Source organism: Nannocystis exedens, assembly GCF_002343915.1.
GTDB classification, from domain to species: Bacteria; Myxococcota_A; Polyangia; order Nannocystales; family Nannocystaceae; genus Nannocystis; species Nannocystis exedens.
Window position 1 is genome coordinate 1,327,714 of the sequence record NZ_NETK01000001.1, and the last position, 19,348, is coordinate 1,347,061.

At 73.0% G+C, this 19,348-nt stretch carries 18 protein-coding genes; 11 read left to right on the forward strand and 7 right to left on the reverse strand.

Features of this window, described 5'->3' with window-relative positions; genetic code table 11:
- Positions 1-54: 54 nt before the first annotated feature.
- The gene (locus NAEX_RS05165; protein WP_096326410.1) at positions 55-1,038 is read left to right on the forward strand and encodes a hypothetical protein; all 984 of its coding nucleotides are present in this window, start codon (positions 55-57) and stop codon (positions 1,036-1,038) included.
- Between the two features lie 43 nt (positions 1,039-1,081).
- On the opposite strand, the gene NAEX_RS05170 is transcribed toward NAEX_RS05165, so the two are convergent.
- Entirely contained in the window at positions 1,082-1,813 is a 732-nt protein-coding gene (locus tag NAEX_RS05170; RefSeq protein ID WP_096326411.1) for a class I SAM-dependent DNA methyltransferase, read from the reverse strand.
- Positions 1,814-1,847: 34 nt separating this feature from the next.
- A complete protein-coding gene (gene acnA, locus NAEX_RS05175) occupies positions 1,848-4,565 on the reverse strand; it encodes an aconitate hydratase AcnA (protein ID WP_096326412.1) in 2,718 nt (905 codons plus the stop codon).
- Positions 4,566-4,760: 195 nt separating this feature from the next.
- Here acnA and NAEX_RS05180 point away from each other — a divergent pair, with 195 nt between their 5' ends.
- The 4 genes from NAEX_RS05180 (at position 4,761) to NAEX_RS05190 (ending at position 8,900) form a co-directional block, all read left to right on the forward strand.
- Entirely contained in the window at positions 4,761-5,249 is a 489-nt protein-coding gene (locus NAEX_RS05180; RefSeq protein ID WP_096326413.1) for a GAF domain-containing protein, read from the forward strand.
- Between the two features lie 40 nt (positions 5,250-5,289).
- The gene (locus NAEX_RS49660) at positions 5,290-6,126 is read left to right on the forward strand and encodes a hypothetical protein (RefSeq protein ID WP_170135473.1); all 837 of its coding nucleotides are present in this window, start codon (positions 5,290-5,292) and stop codon (positions 6,124-6,126) included.
- 446 nt (positions 6,127-6,572) lie between these two features.
- A complete protein-coding gene (locus NAEX_RS49665) occupies positions 6,573-7,805 on the forward strand; it encodes an SLC13 family permease (RefSeq protein ID WP_170135474.1) in 1,233 nt (410 codons plus the stop codon).
- A gap of 279 nt (positions 7,806-8,084) precedes the next feature.
- On the forward strand, positions 8,085-8,900 hold the full coding sequence (locus tag NAEX_RS05190; RefSeq protein WP_245913614.1) for a mechanosensitive ion channel family protein: 816 nt from the start codon (positions 8,085-8,087) through the stop codon (positions 8,898-8,900).
- A gap of 81 nt (positions 8,901-8,981) precedes the next feature.
- Here the strand turns inward: NAEX_RS05190 and NAEX_RS05195 are convergent, their stop codons facing one another.
- Both NAEX_RS05195 and NAEX_RS05200 read right to left on the reverse strand, forming a co-directional pair.
- Positions 8,982-10,112, reverse strand: a complete 1,131-nt coding sequence (locus tag NAEX_RS05195; protein ID WP_143140768.1) for a hypothetical protein — start codon at positions 10,110-10,112, stop codon at positions 8,982-8,984.
- Between the two features lie 80 nt (positions 10,113-10,192).
- A complete protein-coding gene (locus NAEX_RS05200; RefSeq protein ID WP_096326415.1) occupies positions 10,193-10,861 on the reverse strand; it encodes a DUF899 family protein in 669 nt (222 codons plus the stop codon).
- Positions 10,862-11,145: 284 nt separating this feature from the next.
- Between NAEX_RS05200 and NAEX_RS05205 the strand changes: the two genes are divergently transcribed.
- From NAEX_RS05205 to NAEX_RS05220, 4 genes are all read left to right on the forward strand, one after another.
- Positions 11,146-11,577: a carboxymuconolactone decarboxylase family protein gene (locus NAEX_RS05205; protein ID WP_096326416.1), complete on the forward strand. Its 432-nt coding sequence runs from the start codon at positions 11,146-11,148 to the stop codon at positions 11,575-11,577.
- A gap of 1 nt (position 11,578) precedes the next feature.
- Entirely contained in the window at positions 11,579-12,448 is an 870-nt protein-coding gene (gene sigJ / locus NAEX_RS05210; RefSeq protein ID WP_096326417.1) for an RNA polymerase sigma factor SigJ, read from the forward strand.
- A gap of 142 nt (positions 12,449-12,590) precedes the next feature.
- The gene (locus NAEX_RS05215) at positions 12,591-12,932 is read left to right on the forward strand and encodes a (2Fe-2S) ferredoxin domain-containing protein (RefSeq protein ID WP_096326418.1); all 342 of its coding nucleotides are present in this window, start codon (positions 12,591-12,593) and stop codon (positions 12,930-12,932) included.
- A 503-nt stretch (positions 12,933-13,435) separates the two neighbouring features.
- Positions 13,436-14,260 carry a hypothetical protein gene (locus tag NAEX_RS05220; RefSeq protein ID WP_143825519.1) on the forward strand — a complete coding sequence of 275 codons (825 nt, stop codon included), beginning with the start codon at positions 13,436-13,438 and terminating at the stop codon, positions 14,258-14,260.
- Positions 14,261-14,420: 160 nt separating this feature from the next.
- Here the strand turns inward: NAEX_RS05220 and NAEX_RS05225 are convergent, their stop codons facing one another.
- The 3 genes from NAEX_RS05225 to NAEX_RS05235 all read right to left on the reverse strand — a co-directional run bounded on the left by NAEX_RS05225 (position 14,421) and on the right by NAEX_RS05235 (position 17,353).
- Entirely contained in the window at positions 14,421-15,206 is a 786-nt protein-coding gene (locus NAEX_RS05225; RefSeq protein WP_170135475.1) for a VOC family protein, read from the reverse strand.
- Positions 15,207-15,539: 333 nt separating this feature from the next.
- On the reverse strand, positions 15,540-16,616 hold the full coding sequence (locus tag NAEX_RS05230; RefSeq protein ID WP_096326421.1) for an S-adenosylmethionine:tRNA ribosyltransferase-isomerase: 1,077 nt from the start codon (positions 16,614-16,616) through the stop codon (positions 15,540-15,542).
- Positions 16,613-17,353 carry an SDR family NAD(P)-dependent oxidoreductase gene (locus NAEX_RS05235; protein WP_096326422.1) on the reverse strand — a complete coding sequence of 247 codons (741 nt, stop codon included), beginning with the start codon at positions 17,351-17,353 and terminating at the stop codon, positions 16,613-16,615. The genes NAEX_RS05230 and NAEX_RS05235 overlap by 4 nt, the downstream gene beginning before the upstream one ends.
- A 124-nt stretch (positions 17,354-17,477) precedes the next feature.
- Between NAEX_RS05235 and NAEX_RS05240 the strand changes: the two genes are divergently transcribed.
- Positions 17,478-18,038: a helix-turn-helix domain-containing protein gene (locus tag NAEX_RS05240; RefSeq protein ID WP_096326423.1), complete on the forward strand. Its 561-nt coding sequence runs from the start codon at positions 17,478-17,480 to the stop codon at positions 18,036-18,038.
- Between the two features lie 143 nt (positions 18,039-18,181).
- Entirely contained in the window at positions 18,182-19,315 is a 1,134-nt protein-coding gene (locus NAEX_RS05245) for a PAS domain-containing protein (RefSeq protein WP_096326424.1), read from the forward strand.
- Positions 19,316-19,348 lie beyond the last annotated feature (33 nt).

Here is a 19,348-nt window from a genome sequence, read left to right on the forward strand (position 1 = left end):
CACGGGGCGTCCGCGCCCGTTGACCCCCGGCGACGCGCGTGGGATCGTCCGGCCGTGTCCGCGCTGCTCCGGGGCCTCGCCGCGCTGCTGCTCGTGCTGCTCGCGCTGGCCGCGGCCGGGTGGTTCTACGCGCGGCCGTGGCTGGCCCCGCCGTCGGCCGCGCCCGAGCAGATCGCCGGCACGTGGAGCCGCGTCGAGGCGTGGGCCGCCGAGACGCGCCAGGCGAACGCGCCGATCGACGGGCTTTACGCCGCCCTGGAGCCGCTGCGGCGGGCCGGGGCGGGCGACGAGGCGTGGGACCCGACGCGGCCGCCCGAGCCCGCCGCCGACCCGGCGACGCAGCAGGCCCTCGCCGCGCTGGCCGCGTGGGGCCAGGCCGGCGGGCTCGGCGACGAGCTCTGCATCGTCGACCCGGCCGACCTCTCGGCCGGGGCGCCGCGCACGGTCGAGATGTTCCGCCTGGCCCGCCTCGCCTTCCGCCACGGCCGCGACGACGCCGACCCCGCGTTCGCGGCGGCGCTGCGCCTCGGCGCCTACCTGCGCAGCCGCGGCCCGCTGCTCGCCGGCGCCGTCGGCTTCGCCATCGCCCACGACGCGCTGCAGGTCGCCGAGGCCCGCAACCTGCCCGCCGGCCCGGCCTTCATGGCCTTCGCCCCGCGCCGCGAGGAGGTCCTGCCGATCCTCGCGCGCGAGGCCGTGTGCTCGCTGCGGCTCGCCGAGGCCGCCCTGCGCAGCGGCGCCGGCCAGGCGAGCGACATCGCCGAGCCCGGCGTGGTCGCCCGCTGGTCGAGCGCGTGGGTCGGCCCCGAGCGCGAGCTGGCGATGGCCCGCTGGTACCTCGGCGAGCGCGTCGCCGCGGCCGCGGCCGCCGGCGACGACCTCACCGCCGTGGCCGCGACGCAGGCGCTGCCCGCCGAGACCGACGCGCTGCCGGCCAGCCTGCTGGTGCGCTCGCTGGCGGTCGACGGCGCCTCGGCGGTCGCCGACATGCAGGCCACCCTCGCCGCTTACGCCGCGCGCCTCGGCGCCCCGCCCTGAACTGTCCTGGGGGGCATGTCCCATCGGGCAGCCCCGCCCGCGCTCACCCGCGCGGCCGGACCGCGACGAACAGCGGCCCGAGCTCGGTCTCCCGCGCCTGCGCCTTGAAACCTGTCTCTTCGAGCATGCCCTGCCACTCGCCGCAGGTGAACAGCCCGTAGGTGTGGCGCTCGTGCTCGCACACCACCTCGTCGCCGTCGCGGAGCAGCAGCGCGAAGTCGACGGTGTAGGTCGAGTCGTCGGGGTCCGGGTCGAAGGTCCACTCGAGGTAGCGGAGGCCGCGCTCGCCGTCGTCGTCGCCGCCGTGGGCGGTGCCCGGGACGAAGGTCTCGCGGGTGCAGTCGGGCGCGAACACGGCCACGCCGCCGGGGCGCAGGTGGGCCAGCGCCGTCTGCATGACCGCGCGCAGGGCCTCGGCGCTGGTCATGTACATCACCGCGTCGTGGACCAGCACGGCGTCGAAGCTGCGGCCGAGCCGGAGCGTGCGCATGTCGCCGACCAGGTGCTCGCACTCGGGGTTGATCGTGCGCGACAGCGCCAGCATCGACGGCGACAGGTCGACCAGCGTGGCCGCGACGTCGCGCTTGTAGTGCGAGGCCATGTTGCCGCCGCCGGCGCCGAGCTCGAGCAGCGTCGCCAGCGGCCCCGAGCCGGCCTCGCGGATGATGCGGACCAGCTCGGCGGCCTCACTGGCGTAGTCGGCGGGGGCGGTCAGCAGGTGGAACCACGCGGCGCGCCGCGTGTAGAGCGGGGGCAGCTCGTCGTCGTCGTCCATCGGCACCGCGATCCCGAGCTTAGGCCCCCGCGCCTCAGCCCGCCATCTTGCGCAGCACGGTGTGGAGGATCCCGCCGTTGCGGTAGTACTCGACCTCGACCGGGGTATCGAGCCGGGCGACCGCGGTGAATTCGCGCACCACGGCCCCCGAAGCGGCGTTCCGGGCGGTGACCCGCACTTCCTGCAGCGGCCGCACGTCGTCGTCGACGGCGATGTCGAACACCTCGTCGCCGCGCAGGCCGAGCCCCGTCCGCGACTCGCCGGCCTTGAACTGCAGCGGCAGCACCCCCATCCCGACCAGGTTCGAGCGGTGGATGCGCTCGAAGCTCTCGGCGATCACCGCCTTCACCCCGAGCAGGAACGTGCCCTTGGCCGCCCAGTCGCGCGAGCTGCCCATGCCGTAGTCCTTGCCCGCGAGCACCACCAGCGGCACGCCGGCCTGCTGGTAGTGGACCGCCGCGTCGTAGATGAACTTGACCTGATTGTCGAGGAAGTCGACGGTGTAGCCGCCCTCCTTGCCGCCCGGCACCTGCAGCTCGACCAGGGCGTTGCGGATCCGCGTGTTGGCGAACGTGCCGCGGGTCATCACCCGGTCGTTGCCGCGGCGCGCCCCGTACTGGTTGAACATCTCCGGCGTCACGCCGCGCGAGATCAGGAACTTGCCGGCCGGCGAGTCGCGCTTGATCGAGCCCGCGGGCGAGATGTGGTCGGTGGTCACCGAGTCGCCCATGGCCGCGAGGACGCGGGCGCCCTGGATCGCGCGGATCGGCCGCACCTCGGGGGTGAGCTCGGCGAAGAACGGCGGGTTCTGGATGTACGTGCTGCTCTCGTCCCACGCGTAGAGCTGGCTCTGCACGTCGGCGATCGCCTGCCACTCCTCCGAGCCCTTGAACACGTCGGCGTACTGCACGATGTACTGCTCGCGGGTGACGCACCTGTCGATGAGCTCCTGCACCTCGGCCTGGCTCGGCCAGAGGTCGCGCAGGTAGACCGGCTTGCCCTCGTCGTCGGTCGCGATCGGGTCGTTCTGCAGGTCGATGTCGACGGTGCCGGCGATCGCGTAGGCGACCACCAGCGGCGGCGAGGCGAGGTAGTTGGCCTTGACGTCGGGGTTGATGCGGCCCTCGAAGTTGCGGTTGCCCGACAGCACCGAGGTCGCCACCAGGTCGCCCTGCTGGATCGCCTGCGAGATCGGCTCGGGCAGCGGGCCCGAGTTGCCGATGCAGGTCGTGCAGCCGTAGCCGACCAGGTTGAAGCCGAGCGCGTCGAGGTCCTTCCACAGGTCGGCGGCGCGGAAGTACTCGGTCACCACCTTCGAGCCCGGCGCCATCGACGTCTTGACCCACGGCTTGCGCGTGAGCCCGCGGGCGGCCGCCTTGCGCGCGACCAGGCCGGCCGCGATCATCACCTCGGGGTTCGAGGTGTTGGTGCAGCTCGTGATCGCCGCGACCACCACCGCGCCGTCCTTGAGCTCGAACTTCTGCCCGTCGAGCTCGACCGCCTGGGTGGGCGCGTCCTCCGGCCGGGCGAACGTCTTGCCGTGCAGGTCGGAGCGCCACTGCTTCTGCATCGACCCGAGTGCGATGCGGTCCTGCGGGCGCTTGGGCCCGGCCAGCGACGGCTCGACGGTGCCGAGGTCGAGCTCGAGCACCTCGGTGTAGCGGACCTCGCGGTCGTCGTCGCGCCACAGGCCCTGCAGCTTCGAGTACTCCTCGACGAGCTGCAAAAGCCCGGCGTCGCGGCCCGACAGGCGCAGGTACTGGATCGTGTGCTCGTCGACCGGGAAGAAGCCGATCGTCGCGCCGTACTCGGGCGCCATGTTGGCGATCGTCGCCCGCGTCGACACCGGCATGTGCGACAGGCCCGGCCCGAAGAACTCGACGAACTTGCCGACCACGCCGCGCTTGCGCAAGAGCTCGGTCACGCGCAGCACCAGGTCGGTCGCGGTGCAGCCCTCGGCCAGCTTGCCCGACAGGCGCACGCCGACGACCTCGGGGATGAGCATGTAGATCGGCTGGCCGAGCATGACGGCCTCGGCCTCGATGCCGCCGACGCCCCAGCCGACGATCCCGAGCCCGTTGATCATCGTCGTGTGGCTGTCGGTGCCGACCAGCGAGTCGGGGTAGATCGCGCCGGCCTGCTCGCCCGCGCCGTCCCACACCACCGTCGCCAGGTACTCGAGGTTGACCTGGTGGACGATGCCGGTCGCCGGCGGGACCACGCGGAAGTTGTTGAACGCGCGCTGGCCCCACTTGAGGAACTGGTAGCGCTCGAGGTTGCGCTCGAACTCCAGCTTGGAGTTGATCCGCAGCGCCTGCGGCGTGCCGAACGCGTCGACCTGCACCGAGTGGTCGATCACCAGGTCGCACGGCACCAGCGGGTTGACTTTCTCGGCGCTGCTCACGTCGCCGGTCAGCTTGACGATCGCCTCGCGCATCGCCGCCAGGTCGACCACCGCCGGCACGCCCGTGAAGTCCTGCAGGACCACGCGGCCCGGCATGAACGGGATCTCGACCTCGCCGACGTTCTTCGGGTCGTACGCCGCCAGCGCCTTGACGTGATCCTGGGTGACGATGAAGTCGTCGACGTTGCGCAGGCACGCCTCGAGCAGGACCTTGATGCAGTAGGGCAGCGTGTCGACCGGGCCGAGCTCGCGCAGCCGGTCGAGCCGGTAGACGGCGCGCGGGCCCATCGGCGTGGTCATCGTGTCCTTGGCGTGGAAGGGGTCGCGCTTGCGGGTCGAGGCAGTCATGAGCGGGCGGAAGATATCAAATCGTCGCGTGGCATCTGCCGCGCGAAGGCGCGCGCTGGCTCACTTGTCCTCCCTTCCCCCCACGAACGCCGCTCGCCCGCCGAGCCCATGCACGGCCTTCGCGGCCCGCGCCGTGACCCTCGCGTCGCCGCGAGCCGCCGGCTGGCTGCTCGCGGGCGTGATAGCGTCGCCGCGATGCACACATTCCACCTCCCTGCGGGCGCGGACAGGGCCGAGATCTACACCGAGCTGCTGGCGACCGCGCAGGCGCTCGTCGAGGGCGAGCCGGACCTGGTGGCCAACCTCGCCAACCTCGCCGCCTGCCTGAAGCAGCTGCCGGGCGTGTCGTGGGCGGGGTTTTACCGGCAGGTCGGCGACGACCTGGTCCTCGGGCCATTTCAGGGCAAGCTCGCGTGCACCCGGATCGGCCCCGGCAAGGGCGTGTGCGGCGCCGCGGCGGCCCGGCGCGAGGCGCTGGTGGTCCCCGCCGTCGACGCCTTCCCCGGCCACATCGCCTGCGACGCCGACTCGCGCAGCGAGGTCGTGGTGCCGATCGTCCGCGGCGAGCGGTTGCTCGGCGTCATCGACCTCGACAGCGATCGCCCCGCCAACTTCGACGACCGCGACGCCGAGCACCTCACGCGCCTGGCCGCGCTGGTCGCCGGGCTGGCCTGGCCGGCTTGACCGCCGCCCCCCTGCACGCGACCCTGGAGGTCCTGTTCGCATGATCATCGTCACGGGCACCAAGCGCTCCGGCACCTCGATGTGGATGCAGATCCTGATCGGCGCCGGCTTCTCGTACATCGGCGAGCAGTTCAGCGGCCGCTGGGAGCAGACCATCAAGGCCGCCAACCCCGACGGCTTCTACGAGTCGCACCTGCGCCGCGGCATCTACTACAAGACCAACCCGCACCCGAAGACCGGCGCCTACCTGTTCCCCGAGCAGGTCCAGCACCACGCGGTCAAGGTGTTCATCCCCGGCCTGGTCCGCAGCGACCGCGCCTTCGTCACCAAGGTCATCGCCACCGTCCGCGAGTGGCGCGAGTACGAGTCGTCGATCCGCCGGCTCTACGCGATGGAGGACGACGCCCGCCGCAAGGAGGGCAAGGACGACCTCGTGCCGCTGCGCATGCCCGGCGCGCTCGAGTGGTGGGCCGAGAATTTCGCCCTGGTCCGCGACATCGCCATCCGCCGCTACCCGGTCCACGTGCAGTCCTACGAGGGCCTGCTCGCCGAGCCGCAGCGGGTCGTGCGCGACGTCCTCAAGTGGATCGGCAAGGGCGACCCCGAGGCCGCGCTGGCCGCCGTCAAGCCCGAGCACCGCACGCAGCACCGCCCGCCGTCCGACAGCGTCGAGCCCGAGATCGCCGCGGTGTTCGACGAGTTCTACGCCGCCCTGCACGCCGGCAAGGGCCTGACCGCGCCGATGCTCGAGAAGCTGAACAAGACCAACGAGCTGGTGGCGCCGCGGATCGCCCAGTGGCAGCGCAAGCTCGCCGACGACGCCCGCCGCCGCCGCGCGATCAAGGCCGAGCTCAAGGGCCAGCCGCCGCCGGACTGACGCCGGCTCGGGGCGCCGCGGGTGAGAGCGGCGGACTCGTCCGCGTGCGCGTGCATCGCCCCGCGCCGCTCTCGCGACCGCCACGAACGCCTCCACCTGCGACCCGGCACGCGTCGCCCCGCCTCGCCTGCGCGCGCCCGCATCGCCCCGCGCCGCTCTCGCGACCGCGACGAACGCCTCCACCTGCGACCCCGCACGCGTCGCCCCGCCTCGCCTGCACGCCCGCATCGCCCCGACCGCACTCGCGACCGCGAGGAACGCCTCCGCCTACGACCCCACACACACCGCACGCCACGTGGACGCGCCCGCATCGCGCCCGTCCATGCCGGGCTCGCGGTCGCGCGAGCGCTCGTGCCTCGCCTTCTCCTGACAGTCACGTCGCCGGCGCCCTCGCCGACCCCGCGGTCGCTCGACGAGCGCGCCTGCCCGTGCGACCCTCGCCGCGCGTGACCGCGGTCGTCGTCGCCGTCTTCGCCTTCACCTACGTCCTGATCGCGGCCCGGCGCCTGCGCGTGCTCCCGATCGGTCGGCCCGCGGGCGCGCTGCTCGGCGCCTTCCTCATGGTGGCGGTCGGCGCGTTGCGGCCGGCCGACAGCTACGCCGCGATCGACGGCGACACCATCCTGCTGCTGTTCGCGATGATGGCGCTGGTCGCCTACGTCGAGCGGGCCGGCTTCTTCGAGTGGGCGGCCGCCCGCGCGATCGCCCGCGCGCGCACCCCCGTCGGCCTGCTCGTCGCCGTCGCCGCGCTGGCCGGGGCCATGAGCGCCCTGTTCGTCAACGACGCGGTGTGCGTGTTCTTGACCCCGCTCGTGGTCGTGGCTTGCCAAAAGGCCAGGTTGCCGCTCGGCCCCTATCTCATCGCCACCGCCACCAGCGCCAACCTCGGCAGCGCCGCCACCCTCGTCGGCAACCCGCAGAACATGATCGTCGGCGGGCTCAGCGGCCTGTCGTTCGCCGGCTTCTCGGCCCTGGCCGCCCCCGCGGCCGCGCTCGCGCTCGCCATCAACATCGGCCTGCTCCTGCTCTACTACCGCCGCGACCTCGGCGGCGGCCCGCTCGCGCCTGTCCCTTCGACCAGCTTCGATCGCGCCCGCCTCGCGCGCGTGGTCGTCGTCGTCGTCGGGGTCGTCGTCGCCTTCTTCGCCGGCGCCCACCTCGGCTACGCCGCGCTCGGCGGGGTGGTCGCGCTGGTGCTGATCGAGCGCGAGGACCCGCAGGCGATCTTCGCCCGCGTCGACTGGACCTTGCTGGTGTTCTTCGCCGCGCTGTTCGTGGTCGTCGCCGGCCTCGAGACCACCGGCCTCGTCGACGCCGCCTGGGCCGCGCTCGGGCCCCGGCTCGGCCACGACGGCGTCGCCGGCGTGTCGGCGCTGTCGCTGCTCTACCTGCTCGGCTCGAACCTCGTCTCCAACGTGCCGATGGTGCTGCTGGCCGCGCCGCACGTGGCCGCCGACGGCTCGACCTTCGCCTGGGTGCTGCTCGGCTTCGTCACCACCGTCGCCGGCAACCTCACCCTCATCGGCTCGGTCGCCAACATCATCGTCGCCGAGAAGGCCGCCGGCGCCCACGAGCTCGGCTTCTTCGAGTACCTGCGCTTCGGCCTGGTCTCGACCGTCGTCGTCCTGCTGGTGTGCGTGCCGGCGCTGGTCGTGCTGGCGCGCGCGATCGGCACCTGAACTTCGGGTCAGCTCGAAGCATTCCCCCGCCCCGCGGGCCCGGCGATCTCGCGGCGGAACGCAGTGAAGGGGGAGCCGTCGCGCAGGCTCGCGCCGCCGGCCGAAGGGCACCCCCTCGCGCCGCCGGCACGCGCGGGAAATTCAGGCCGGTGTGGGCGCCCGCCCGGGCGCCCACACGCATTTTTCCGCCTTTGCAGCGGGCATTCGGCCGTGATTGCGCCGGGGCGGCGAACCGACGAACCTTGGCACGGACTGTACCCCCTCGCACTCAGGAGACCCATGCTCGTCGCAGCAGAATACCTCCCCGACGTCTCGGCCGTCATGCAGCAGTACGTGCTCCCGTTCCTGTGGAAGGCGGCCGGCGCGATCGTCCTCTGGATCGTCGGCGGGATCGTGATCTCGGGCGCCGGCCGGATCGTGCGCAGCGCCATGACGGCCCGCGGCATCGACCCGACGTTCAGCAACTACGTCAACTCGGCCCTCAGCGTCCTGCTGAAGATCGTCCTGCTGGTCGCCATCCTCGGCCTGTTCGGCGTCGAGTCGACGTCGTTCGCCGCCATCCTCGCCGCCGCCGGCGTCGCCATCGGTATGGCCTGGTCGGGCCTCTTGGCCAACTTCGCCGCCGGCATCTTCCTCGTCGTCCTGCGCCCGTTCAAGGTCGGCGACGCCATCAGCGGCGCCGGCGTGACCGGCGACGTCCGCGAGATCGGCCTGTTCGCCACCACCATCGACACCGGCGACAACGTGCGGGTGTTCATCGGCAACAACAAGCTGTTCTCCGACAACATCGTCAATTACTCGGCCAACCCGGCGCGCCGCCTCGACCTGCGGGCGCAACTCGCCCACGGCGTCGACCCCCACCAGATCGTCGCCGCCCTGGCCGCGCGGATCCAGAAGATCCCCAACGTCGCCCAGGCGCCGGCCCCGCAGATCGGCATCCTCGAGTTCAACGCCGCCGGCACCCTCCTCTACGTCCGGCCGTTCTGCAACAACCTCCACTTCGGCCAGGTCATCGACGACACCCAGCGGGCCATCGGCGAGGTCACCGGCGGCCTGCCGATCCCGGCCCCGCACCACGTCGAGCACCGCGCCTGAGCCCCGCGCCTGCGCGCCCGCACGACCGCGCCGACGGGCCTGGCCCGCCGGCGCTTTTGTTCATGTCCATCAGGACATGTCTCAAGCGCCAGCTTGAGTCCGGGCCCCGAGCTCGAGCGTGCGGGCCAGCTCGGGCCGGCGCACCTTCCAGATCCACCCGTCGTACAGGAAGTGCAGCCACGACGTCGCGGTGTAGTAGATCAGGTAGAGGTCGGTGCGGCGCTGCTCGTGGATCAGCCAGAACACCAGCAGGAGCCCGCCGGCCAGCGCCGGCACCGCCAGGCGGGCGTCCGCGAGCACCGCCGCCGCCGCGCCGCGGCGATCGCCGCGGCCGTACTTCTTCGTCCCGTAGTGGTGGACGAACGCCATGTACTCGACCGCGTGAGCTGTCCCGAAGCACAGGTAGCCGACCACCGGCCCGTGGACCAGGAACACCGCGAACAGCAGCAGCGTCGAGCCCATCATCGCCAGCCGCGGCGCCCGCTGGCCGGGGGTCGCCGGGGCCCGCAGCTCGTGCCGCAGCCAGCTCAGCAGCACCCACGCGAACGCGCCGATCACCGCGGCCAGCAGCGCCCACGCCCACCACGCCTCGGCCAGCGGCGCCAGCACGCGAGCGGCCTTGCGCGCGTTGACGTGACCCGCGAGCAATTGCGGCCGCAGCAGCGGCAGGGCCACCGCCACGCTCGCCGTCGCCAGCCAGATCAGCGCCCGGTCGCGCCGCGCCTGCTCGGGCCGCTCGGTGCCGCCGCCGAGCTTGCCGGCGTAGATCCGCAGGAGCCCGTAGCGCTGCTGCAGCGTGTGCCAGATGTTCCACGCCCCGGTCACGAACAGCGCGATCTGCCACGGAGACAGCTTGATGCCCGCCACCGTCGCCGGCGACAGGCTCGCGGTCGCCTTGGCGAGCGCCAGGATCGCGACGATCAGCGCCGGCGCCAGCCAGTACGCGCGGGCCCGCTGCGAGAACACCTCGCGGTCGCCGTACACGACCACGAAGGTGTAGTGGCGATGCACGTAGCTGATCGCCAGCGCCGCCAGCACCGCGGCCGCCGTCGCCGCCTCGAGCTCGCCCTTCGTCAGCGGCGCGGCGCCGAACGCCTGCGCGCCGAGGCCGAGGCCGACGACCAGCCACAGGTAGAACGGCAGCCAGCCGAACGCCAGCGCGGCGACGTCCCACACGGGCCCGATCATCCACGTCGCGCGGGCTGGCGGCACGCGGCGACGATAGCAGCGCGCGCGCGGGCGCGGCAAGCGGCGCCCAGGGGGCCACGAGGCGCGCGCTCGCCACCACGCGGTCACGGATACGACAGCTTCGTATAGAAGTCGCCGCGACCTTCGGGCGTGAGGTCGAACATCGCGAAGATCGGGCTGAGCGGGTCGAGCCCGCGGTGGTCCTGCCCGGGGTCGCCCTCGGTGTGCGCCATCTCGGTGCCCCAGAAGTGGCGGAGCGTCGCGCCCTCGCGGCGGAACACGTTGAGCATCGTCGTGTCGCCGTGGGCGTCCTTGCCGTGGTAGTCGCGGTTGTAGTGATTGCCGGCGGCCGACACCAGCCGCAGGTTCCGCCACCCGCGCTCGGCGGCGAACGCCGCCAGCCGCGTCGCCGGCGACTCGGCCACCACCACCAGCGAGAGGCGCTGGCGGATGTTCGGCTCGGCCGCGTTCAGCCCGTCGAGCAGCGGCGTGCACATGTTGCACGGCCGCTCGCGCTCCGGCCCGAACATGTAGCTGTAGATCGCCAGCGTGTCCTTGCCGGGCGCGAACAGCTGCGACAGCCGCACTTGCTTCGTCGCCCCGTCGACCGCGACCTCGAACACGTAGTCCTCCGGCACCGCGCCGCCCGGCGGCAGCGCCCGCCGCTCGCGCGCCACCGCCTCGGTGAGCCGCCGCAGCTCGATCTCCCGCGCCAGCAGGCGCTCGCGCGCCGCCCGGTACTCCGCCGATTCGTTGGGGAAGGTCAGACCCATGGCGAAAACCTAGCACGCGGCGCCGCGCTCGCAAACGCCCGCTCGCTGCAGATCGGCGCGTAAGCCCGCTTACAAGTCTTGCACGACATGTCCTCGTGACTCGAAGGACATGTCTTGAGAGACAGATGACTCGGCTGTCTTTCGAGACATGTCGCTCAAGACAGACGAGCCGGCGCCGCGCGCGCACACTCCGCAGTGCGCGCTCGCGCGCTTTTAAAATTATTTCGGCGCGTGTCACAACCCGGGCGGCTCGCTCGACATCCCTGCGAAGGAAGCGAAACACCATGAGCGACACCCAGCCCATCCAACTCGAGCAGCACCTCTCCGGCGTCATCAAATTCGCGGTCGACCTGGCCCGCGCGGTCGACACCCTCGGCCTCGATCGTACGATCTACCACCTCGTGCTCACCCGGGCCTCGCAGATCAACGGCTGCGTCAAGTGCCTCGAGATGCACCTCCGCGAGGCGCGGGCGCACGGCGAGACCCAGGACCGGCTCGACCGCCTCGTCGTCTGGGAGCACGTCGGCGTCTTCAGCGAGCGCGAGAAGGCCGCCCTGGCGTGGACCGAGGCGCTCACCGTGCTCGACCGCAAGGCCGACTACGGCCCGCTGCGGGCCCGCCTGCGCCGGCACTTCAGCGACGAGCACATCGCCGCGCTGACGGCCACGGTCGGCATCATCAATTTCTTCAACCGCCTGCAGGTCTCGACCCACTGACATGACGCGCCTCGACGACGACGACCACGTGTTCGCCGCGGCCCGGCCGATGCTGCTGGGCCTCGCCTACCGGCTGCTCGGCTCGCGCGCCGACGCCGAAGACGCCGTCCAGGACACCTGGCTCAAGTGGCGCGCCTCGGCCCCGGACGCCGTCGAGAACCCGGGCGGCTGGCTGACCACCGTGTGCACGCGGCGCTGCATCGACATGATGCGCGCGGCCCACAAGTCGCGCGTCGAGTACGTCGGCGACTGGCTGCCCGAGCCGCTGCCGACGACGGGGAACGAGGACGGCGTCTCCCTGGCGTCGTCGCTGACCACCGCCTTCTTGCTGGTGCTCGAGCGGCTGACGCCGAAGGAGCGCGCCGCCTATCTGCTGCACGAGGTGTTCGACGTCTCGTACGCCGAGACCGCGCGCACCCTGCAGATGGACGAGGTCAACTGCCGCAAGCTGGTCTCGCGGGCCCGCGGTCACGTCGAGCAGGCCCGGGTCCGCCACGTCACCCCGCGCGACCGGCAGGAGGAGCTGCTCGCCGCCTTCGAGGCGGCGATCGTCGGCGGCCACACCGGCCGGCTCGCCGCGCTGCTCGCCAGCGACGTCGAGCTGCGGGCCGACAGCGGCGGCAAGGTCCCGGCCCTGCGCGAGACCCTGCGCGGCAAGGAGGTCGTGCTCGCGTTCGTGCAGGACATCCTGCGCCGCTTCTGGGGCCCCCTCGTGTGGGAGGCCTCCGATCTCAACGGCGCGCGGGCGGTGGTCCTGCGGGCCCAGGACGGCACGACCATCGCGGCGGTCTCGTTCGCCTACGACGAGCACGGCGCCGTGACCGGCATCTACGTCATGCGCAACCCCGACAAGCTGGCCGGGCTCGCCTAGGCGCCGTCGTGGCTTGCGCCGCCTCGCCCCCGGCGAGCCCGACCGCGCGCGGGCGGCCGAGTTCGTGCGCCGGGGCCGTCCGCGACGCCGCTCGCCCCGGCCGCGCTAGACTCCCTTCGCGCCTCGCGGCGTGGACGGACCTATGGGCAAGAAGCGAAAGCTCCGCAAGAGCCTGCACAAGCGCGAGATCGACGACGCCCCCGCGCTGGTGATCTGCGTCGGCAAGTCGTGCGCCCGGCGCGAGGTCTCGCGCCAGCTCGCCGAGCAGACCCGCGCCTACGCGACCGCGAGCGGCGCCCGCGTGCGCGTGGCGGTGCTCGGCTGCCTGCACGTGTGCAAAAAAGGCCCGGTCGCCGCGACCTGGCCCGACATCGAGTTCCACAAGCGCGTCGACTTCGTCCGCGCCTGCCGCCTGGTCGACGAGCTCGCCGCCGAGAATCCTGACGTGCCCGAGAAGACATGCCCGATCGAGCATGCTCCTTGAAGCATGACCCGAGCGCGCGGTGCAGACCCGGCGCGGCCGTCCACGGGCGCGCAGCCGCCCCGAAGACCGGCGCCCCGGTGAGCTGTCCTTTCAGACATCCGGGCGGACCGCACGGCGCGTGCTGCCGGCAGCGCGCGAACCCGGCCGCTCCGGGGTCGGCGCTCCGGTGAGCTGTCCTTTCAGACATCCGAGCGAACCGCGCAGGCCGCGAGGATCGCGGGCGACCGCCCCGCGGCCGGCGCTCCGGTGAGCTGTCCTTTCAGACAGCCGAGCGGACCGCGGGCCTTTCCGCCGGGTGACGTGAGGTGAGCTCTCGGACCGCGACCTCGAGGCGCGCTCGAAGATGCAGGACAGCGACTTCGCGTACTCCGCGGAGCGCGCGGGCGCGAGGGCGGCGGTGGTCCCTGCGCACGGAGCGAGCCGCGATGGGGACACGGGCCGGCGCGGCGTCCGGTCGCGGCGGATTGAGCCGGTGGCGCTCGCGCGGTAAGGTGACCGCCGACGTGGCGGGGCAGAACGGGACGCGAGGGAGCTGGGCGTGGTCGCGCGCGATCGGGGGCGGTCTGCTCGCGCTGGCAGCAGGGTGCCCCGGGGGCGCGCCGGAACCGGGGGCCACCCAGCCGGGCAGCTCGAGCGGCGAGCCGTCGACGAGCGACACGACCGGCGCGACCGGGCCCACCACCGGCGAGCCGCTGCCGCCGGCGACCGCGTGCGCGGAGCCGACGAGCCTCACCGCGTCCCCGCGCACGATCGGCGAGGCGGTCGCCTTCATCAACGCGCTGCCGCAGCCGCTCACCCTCGACTGCTTCCTCGAGCGGCTCGAGCGGCCGCTGGCGCTCGCGGCCACCAAAAGCGTGATCAGCCTCCAGCCGGCGGTCGGCGAGAGCAGCCCGCGGCTGTTCCTGTTCGCGGGCGAGCTCGTCATGTCGGTCGCGGTCGACGGTCACGGCTTCGACCTGCTCGAGTTCGGCGAGCTCGTCGCGCCCACGCGATCGATCAAGGGCGAGATCGCGTTCCCCCTCGCCGACGCGATCCCCGACGACGCGCCGTTCACCCGCGTGTTCGACGGCGAGGACGGCACCGGCTGCGGCATCTGCCACGGCAGCGAGGCGCCCGCGCCGGAGTACCCGCAGGCCTTCGTCTCCGACGCCCTGCGGTTCCCCGACTTCGAGGCGGTCGCGTTCGCCGACGTGCGACGCGAGTACGAGCGCTGCGACCCCGCCGTCCAGCCCGCGCGCTGCGCCCGGCTCACGGCGCTGTTCGGCCACGGCCCGGTCGAGCCGGCCGCGTTCCCCGAGTCGATGCCGACGATCTACGACTACGAGTGAGCGCGCCGCTCGCTCGTACGCCGGCAAGTCCCGCCCGGCGGCGAGCGGCCGCCGGAGGATGAAGATATGTCTTCAAGGACATGCCTGTAAAGGCATGTCCGAAGCGCCAGCTTCACGCCGGGCCGCGCGCCCGCAGAGGCGAACGTGCGGCCGTAGGGCCTCAGGACGCGGCGGCCGGGGCCGGGCCGATGATCGAGAAGATCGCGCCGTAGGGGTCGGAGACCACGGCGATGCGGCCATGCGGCGAGTCGAACGGGCCGTGCATGACCTTGCCGCCGTGCTCGCGCACGCGAGCGGCGCCGGCCTCGGCGTCCTCGACGCGGAAGTAGGTCATCCAGTGGGCCGGGATGTCGCCCCACTCGGCGGTCATCTGCATGCGGCCGCCGACGGCCGCGCCGCCGAGGTGGTAGACGACGTAGTCGAACTTCTCGCCGTCGCCGATCTGCTGCTGCTCGTAGGGGAACAGGCTGCGGTAGAACGCGTCGGTCTTGCCGCTGCCGCGCGTGTTGACCTCGTGCCAGCACATCGCCCCGGGCTCGTCGAACGCCTGCGCGCCGGTGTGCGCGGCCGGCTCCCACAGCCCGAACGCCGCGCCGCTCGCGTCGAACCCGAACGCCATGCGGCCCTGGCCGGGGATCTCCATCGGCGGCACCATCACCTTGCCGCCCGCGTCTTCGAGCCGGCGCACCGTCGCGTCGACGTCGGACGTCTTCAGGTACACGCTCCACGCCGACGGCAGGTCCTGCTGGTCGGGCATCTTCGGCGCCATGCCGACCACGCTGCGGCCGCCGAGCCGGGCGGTCGTGTAGTGGCCGAACTCGGCCACCGGCTCGTCGAAGGTCCAGCCGAACACGCCGCTGTAGAAGCGCCTGGCGCCGTCGAGGTCGGGGGTGTTGAGATCGGCCCAGCAGGGGGCCCCGTCGGGGTATCCGGTTCGCAGTGTCATCTTCGTGCTCCGTGCGCGAGTTCGCTCCTGCCTACCGCCTCGACGCCAGCCCGTCAACCCCCTGCCCCATCCCGCCCGCTGCAGCCACGGGCGTGCGACGCGGACGTGACGGGCTGTCCTCAAGAACATGTTCTAGCGGACCCTCGCGAGGACGACGCCTGGGGTCGTCAAACCTCCGCGCCTAGGCACGCGCCGCGATCGACCTGTCCTCTCGGACCCGTGGGCCGCGCCGGTCGCCCCGGAGGCGAGCTGTCCTCGCGGACAGGTCTCCCCGCGTCGCTCGGCTCGCCGCCGGCCGCGGGGGCGAGCTGTCCTCACGGACAGATACGATCGTCACGCCGCCCGCGCGCTCGCCGGCGCCAGCCCGGGCACGATCAGCGCCGCGTCGCCGAACTCGTGGGCCAGGTAGCCGGCCGCGGTCGCGTGCTCGAACGCGGCCCGCAGCGCGGCCTCGCCGGCGAACGCCCGCAGCAGCTCGAAGTGGCTCTCGCCCGGGCCGTGCATCCCGGTGACGACGCCGTCGACCACGCGCGGGACGAAACCTGGCCCGAGGACCAGGTCGGTCTCGCCGCTGCCGGCCCGCAGCTCGCCGAAGCGGCGGGCGTTGCCCTCGAGCGCGCGCACCACCGTGGTGCCGACCGCGATCACCCGCCCGCCGCGGGCGCGGGCGCGGGCGATCGCGGCGACCGTGGCCGCCGGGACGTCGAAGCGCTCGGGCAGGGGCAGCGCCGCGTCGAGGTCGGGGTCGCCGACCGACGACAGGCCGGCCGCGTGGGTCACCGCCGCGATCTCGACGCCCGCGCGGCGCAGCGCCAGCAGCGTCTCCCAGTCGAACGGCCGGCCCGCCGACGGCATCTCCGCCGCCCACGGCCGCGCCGCGAACACGGTCTGCACCGACCACAGCGCCAGCGGCTCGGATACGTAGGCGTACTGGACCGGCCGGCCCAGGCGGTACAGCGCGCCCCACAGCGCCGCGCCCTCGCGGTCGAAGCGGAGCTCGCACAGCCGCGGCGAGATCGGCGACACGTGCACCACCTCGGCCGCGAGCGCCGCGCCGAACACCAGCCGGTCGCCGACCTGCAGCGCCGGCGGCGGGGCCCGCCGCTCGGTCGGGGTGCGCCAGTCGCCGGCGCCGAGCAGCGCGACCCGCCAGGTCGCCTCGCCGGCGCCGGTCAGCCGGACCTCGACATCTTCGGATGACATGTCCTGAGAGACATGGTTTTTCCGCCATACTCGGGCCGGCAGCGACGCCGGCAGGGTCGCGGCGTCGTTGACGATCAGCAGGTCGCCGGGGGCGAGCCAGCGCGGCAGGTCGCGCACGCGCGCGTCGGCGCGGGCGCCGGTGCGCGGGTCGAGGAGGAGCAGCCGGGCCCCGGCCCGGTCGTCGCGGGGTGCGGTCGCGGGTCTCATCGCCGGCCCTCCTGCCACGCCTCGGCGCGCACGCGGTCGCCCGAGCGCGCCGCCGGGTCCTGCACGATCGCCGCGATCGCCCGCGCGACGTCGGCCGGGTCGGCCAGGCTGGCGCGGTCGGCCTCGGGGATCGCGTCGGCGTGCATCTGCGTGTCCATCTCCCCCGGGTCGACGGCCAGCACGCGCACCCCGGTGCCCTCGAGCTCGGCCGCCCAGGTCCGGCTGAGGTGGTCGAGCGCCGCCTTGGACGCCCCGTAGGCGCCCCAGCGCGGGTAGGCCTCGACGGCGGCGTCGGACGAGACGTGGACGATCGTGCCGCGCCCGCGCAGCGCCATGGCCCCGGCGATCACCTTGCTGAGGCGGAACGGCCCGAGCAGGTTGACCTGCAGCGCGCGCTCGAAGTCCTCGCACTCGGTGTCGAGCAGCAGACGCAGCGGGGTCGGCCCGAGCGTGCTGGCGTTGTGGATCAGCAGGTCGACCGGCCCGAGCAGCGCCGCCGCCTGGTGGGCGATCGGGTGGACCGCCCGCTTGTCGCCGACGTCGCCGACGATCGCCTCGGCGACGACGTCCTCCTCGCGCAGGCGGGCCACCGCGGCCGTCAGCGCCGCCGCCTCGCGGGCGACCAGCCCCACCCGGGCCCCTCGCCGCCCGAGCTCGCGCGCGAGCGCGAGACCGAGGCCGCGGCTCGCCCCGGTGACGAGCGCGACAGTGCCGGCAAAATCTTGCTTCGTGGTCATGTGAGCAGCTCCTTTTGGGTCTGTCCTCAGGCTGGAGCCGCCCCGCCCGTTTACCAACCGCGCTGCTATTTCGTTGTCACGGGGTTATTGCGCCGACCGGCCGGCCCCGGTCACCATCGCCGGCATGGACGACGAGACCGTCCCCGTCTACCTCGGCAACAACGTCCGTCAGCTCCGCGAGGCCCGCGGCCTGACGCAGCAGCAGATCGCCAAGGTCGCCGGCGTGCCGCGACCGACCTGGGCCAACCTCGAGAGCGGCGCCGCCAACCCGACGCTGTCGGTCCTGATCAAGGTCGCCGCCGCGCTGCAGGTCTCGCTCGAGGAGCTGATCAGCCCCCCGCGCACGACCTCGAAGTTCTACGCCGCCGCGAGCTTGCCGACCCGCCAGCGCGGGAAGGTCCGCGTGCGCCGTCTGCTCCCGGAGCCGATCGTCGGCCTCGAGATCGAGCGCATGGAATTGCCCGCGGGCGCCAGCATGTCGGGCATCCCGCACACTCCGGGCACACGCGAGTACCTCACCTGCGAGCGCGGCGAGATCGAGCTCAGCGAGTCGGGCCGGGTGTGGAAGCTGGGACCCGGCGACGTCGTGGTGTTCCGCGGCGATCAGCCCCACGGCTACCGCAACTCCGGCGGCGCCGCCGCGATCGCCTACAGCGTCATCACCCTCGCGCCGCCGGCCGGCTGACGCCGACGCGGCGCGCGCCTCGCCGACTGTCTTTGCGGGCATGTCCCGATCGCCAGGTGCCATACCGACATGTGCGGCTTCGAGCTGCCCGCCTTCGCGGATGCGTGCTTTCCCCCCCACGAACTGGGTACCCTCGCGGACGCATGGACGAACGCAGCAGCACGGCCCCCCACGTCGTCATCGAGTTGGACGCGGAGCTCCGCGTCACCGGCTGGAACCGCCGGGCCGAGCAGGTGTTCGGCGTCGGCGCGGCGGAGGCCCAGGGCAAGCCGCTCGCCGAGGTCGCGCCGATCTCCGGCGATCCCTCAGCGTGGAGCGCCGCGCTGACGCCCGAGGGCGAGACGCCGCAGGTCCGCGCGGTCGTCCTGCCCGGGCGCGAGCTGATGTTCGAGGCGTGGGCGCAGGTGTTCCGCGACGGCGACGGGCGGGTCACCGGCGCCGCGATCTACGGGCACGACGTCACCGCCCGGGTGGCCGCGGCTCGCCGCGGCGAGCTCGGCCACACCATCCTCACCACGCTGCTCGACACCCTCGACATCAGCGCGTGGGCGCTCGACCGCGACGGGGTGTTCCTGTTCCAGGACGGCAAGGCGATGCGGGACGCGGGCCTCCAGGCGCACCAGTTCGTCGGCGCCAACATGTTCGAGGTCTACGCCAACGAGACCGGCCACGCCGAGGTGCGGACCGCGCTGGCCGGCGAGCCGGTGCTCGGCGTCCAGTCCGAGACCTACGGCGTCCACTGGATGCACTGGTACATCCCGGTCAAGAACTCGCCCGCCGTCGCCCTGGTCGGCATCTCCCTCGACGTCAGCGACACCAAGCGCAACGAGGTCGAGCTGCGGGCCAAGCTCGACCTGATCGAGAAGCAGCAGGAGGTCATCCGCGAGCTCTCGACCCCGATCATCGAGGTCTGGGACGGCGTGATCACCCTGCCGATCGTCGGCCTGATCGACAGCGTGCGCACCGCCGAGATCATGGACAACCTGCTGCAGACGGTCGCGCGCACGCGGGCCCGCTTCGCCATCCTCGACCTCACCGGCGTCGAGGTCGTCGACACCGGCACCGCCAGCCACCTGATCGGCATGATCCAGGCGATCCGCCTGCTCGGCGCCGAGGGCATCCTGACCGGCATCCACCCGATGATCGCGCAGACGATCGTCTCGCTCGGCGTCGACCTCACCCGCGTCGGCGTCCACGCCAAGCTGCGCGACGCGCTGCAGTACTGCATCGCCCGGCTCGGCCGCAAGCGCCCCGCCGCCCCCGCCGCGACCCCCTGAGCGCTCGCCGCCGGCGACAATCACCTGTCTCTC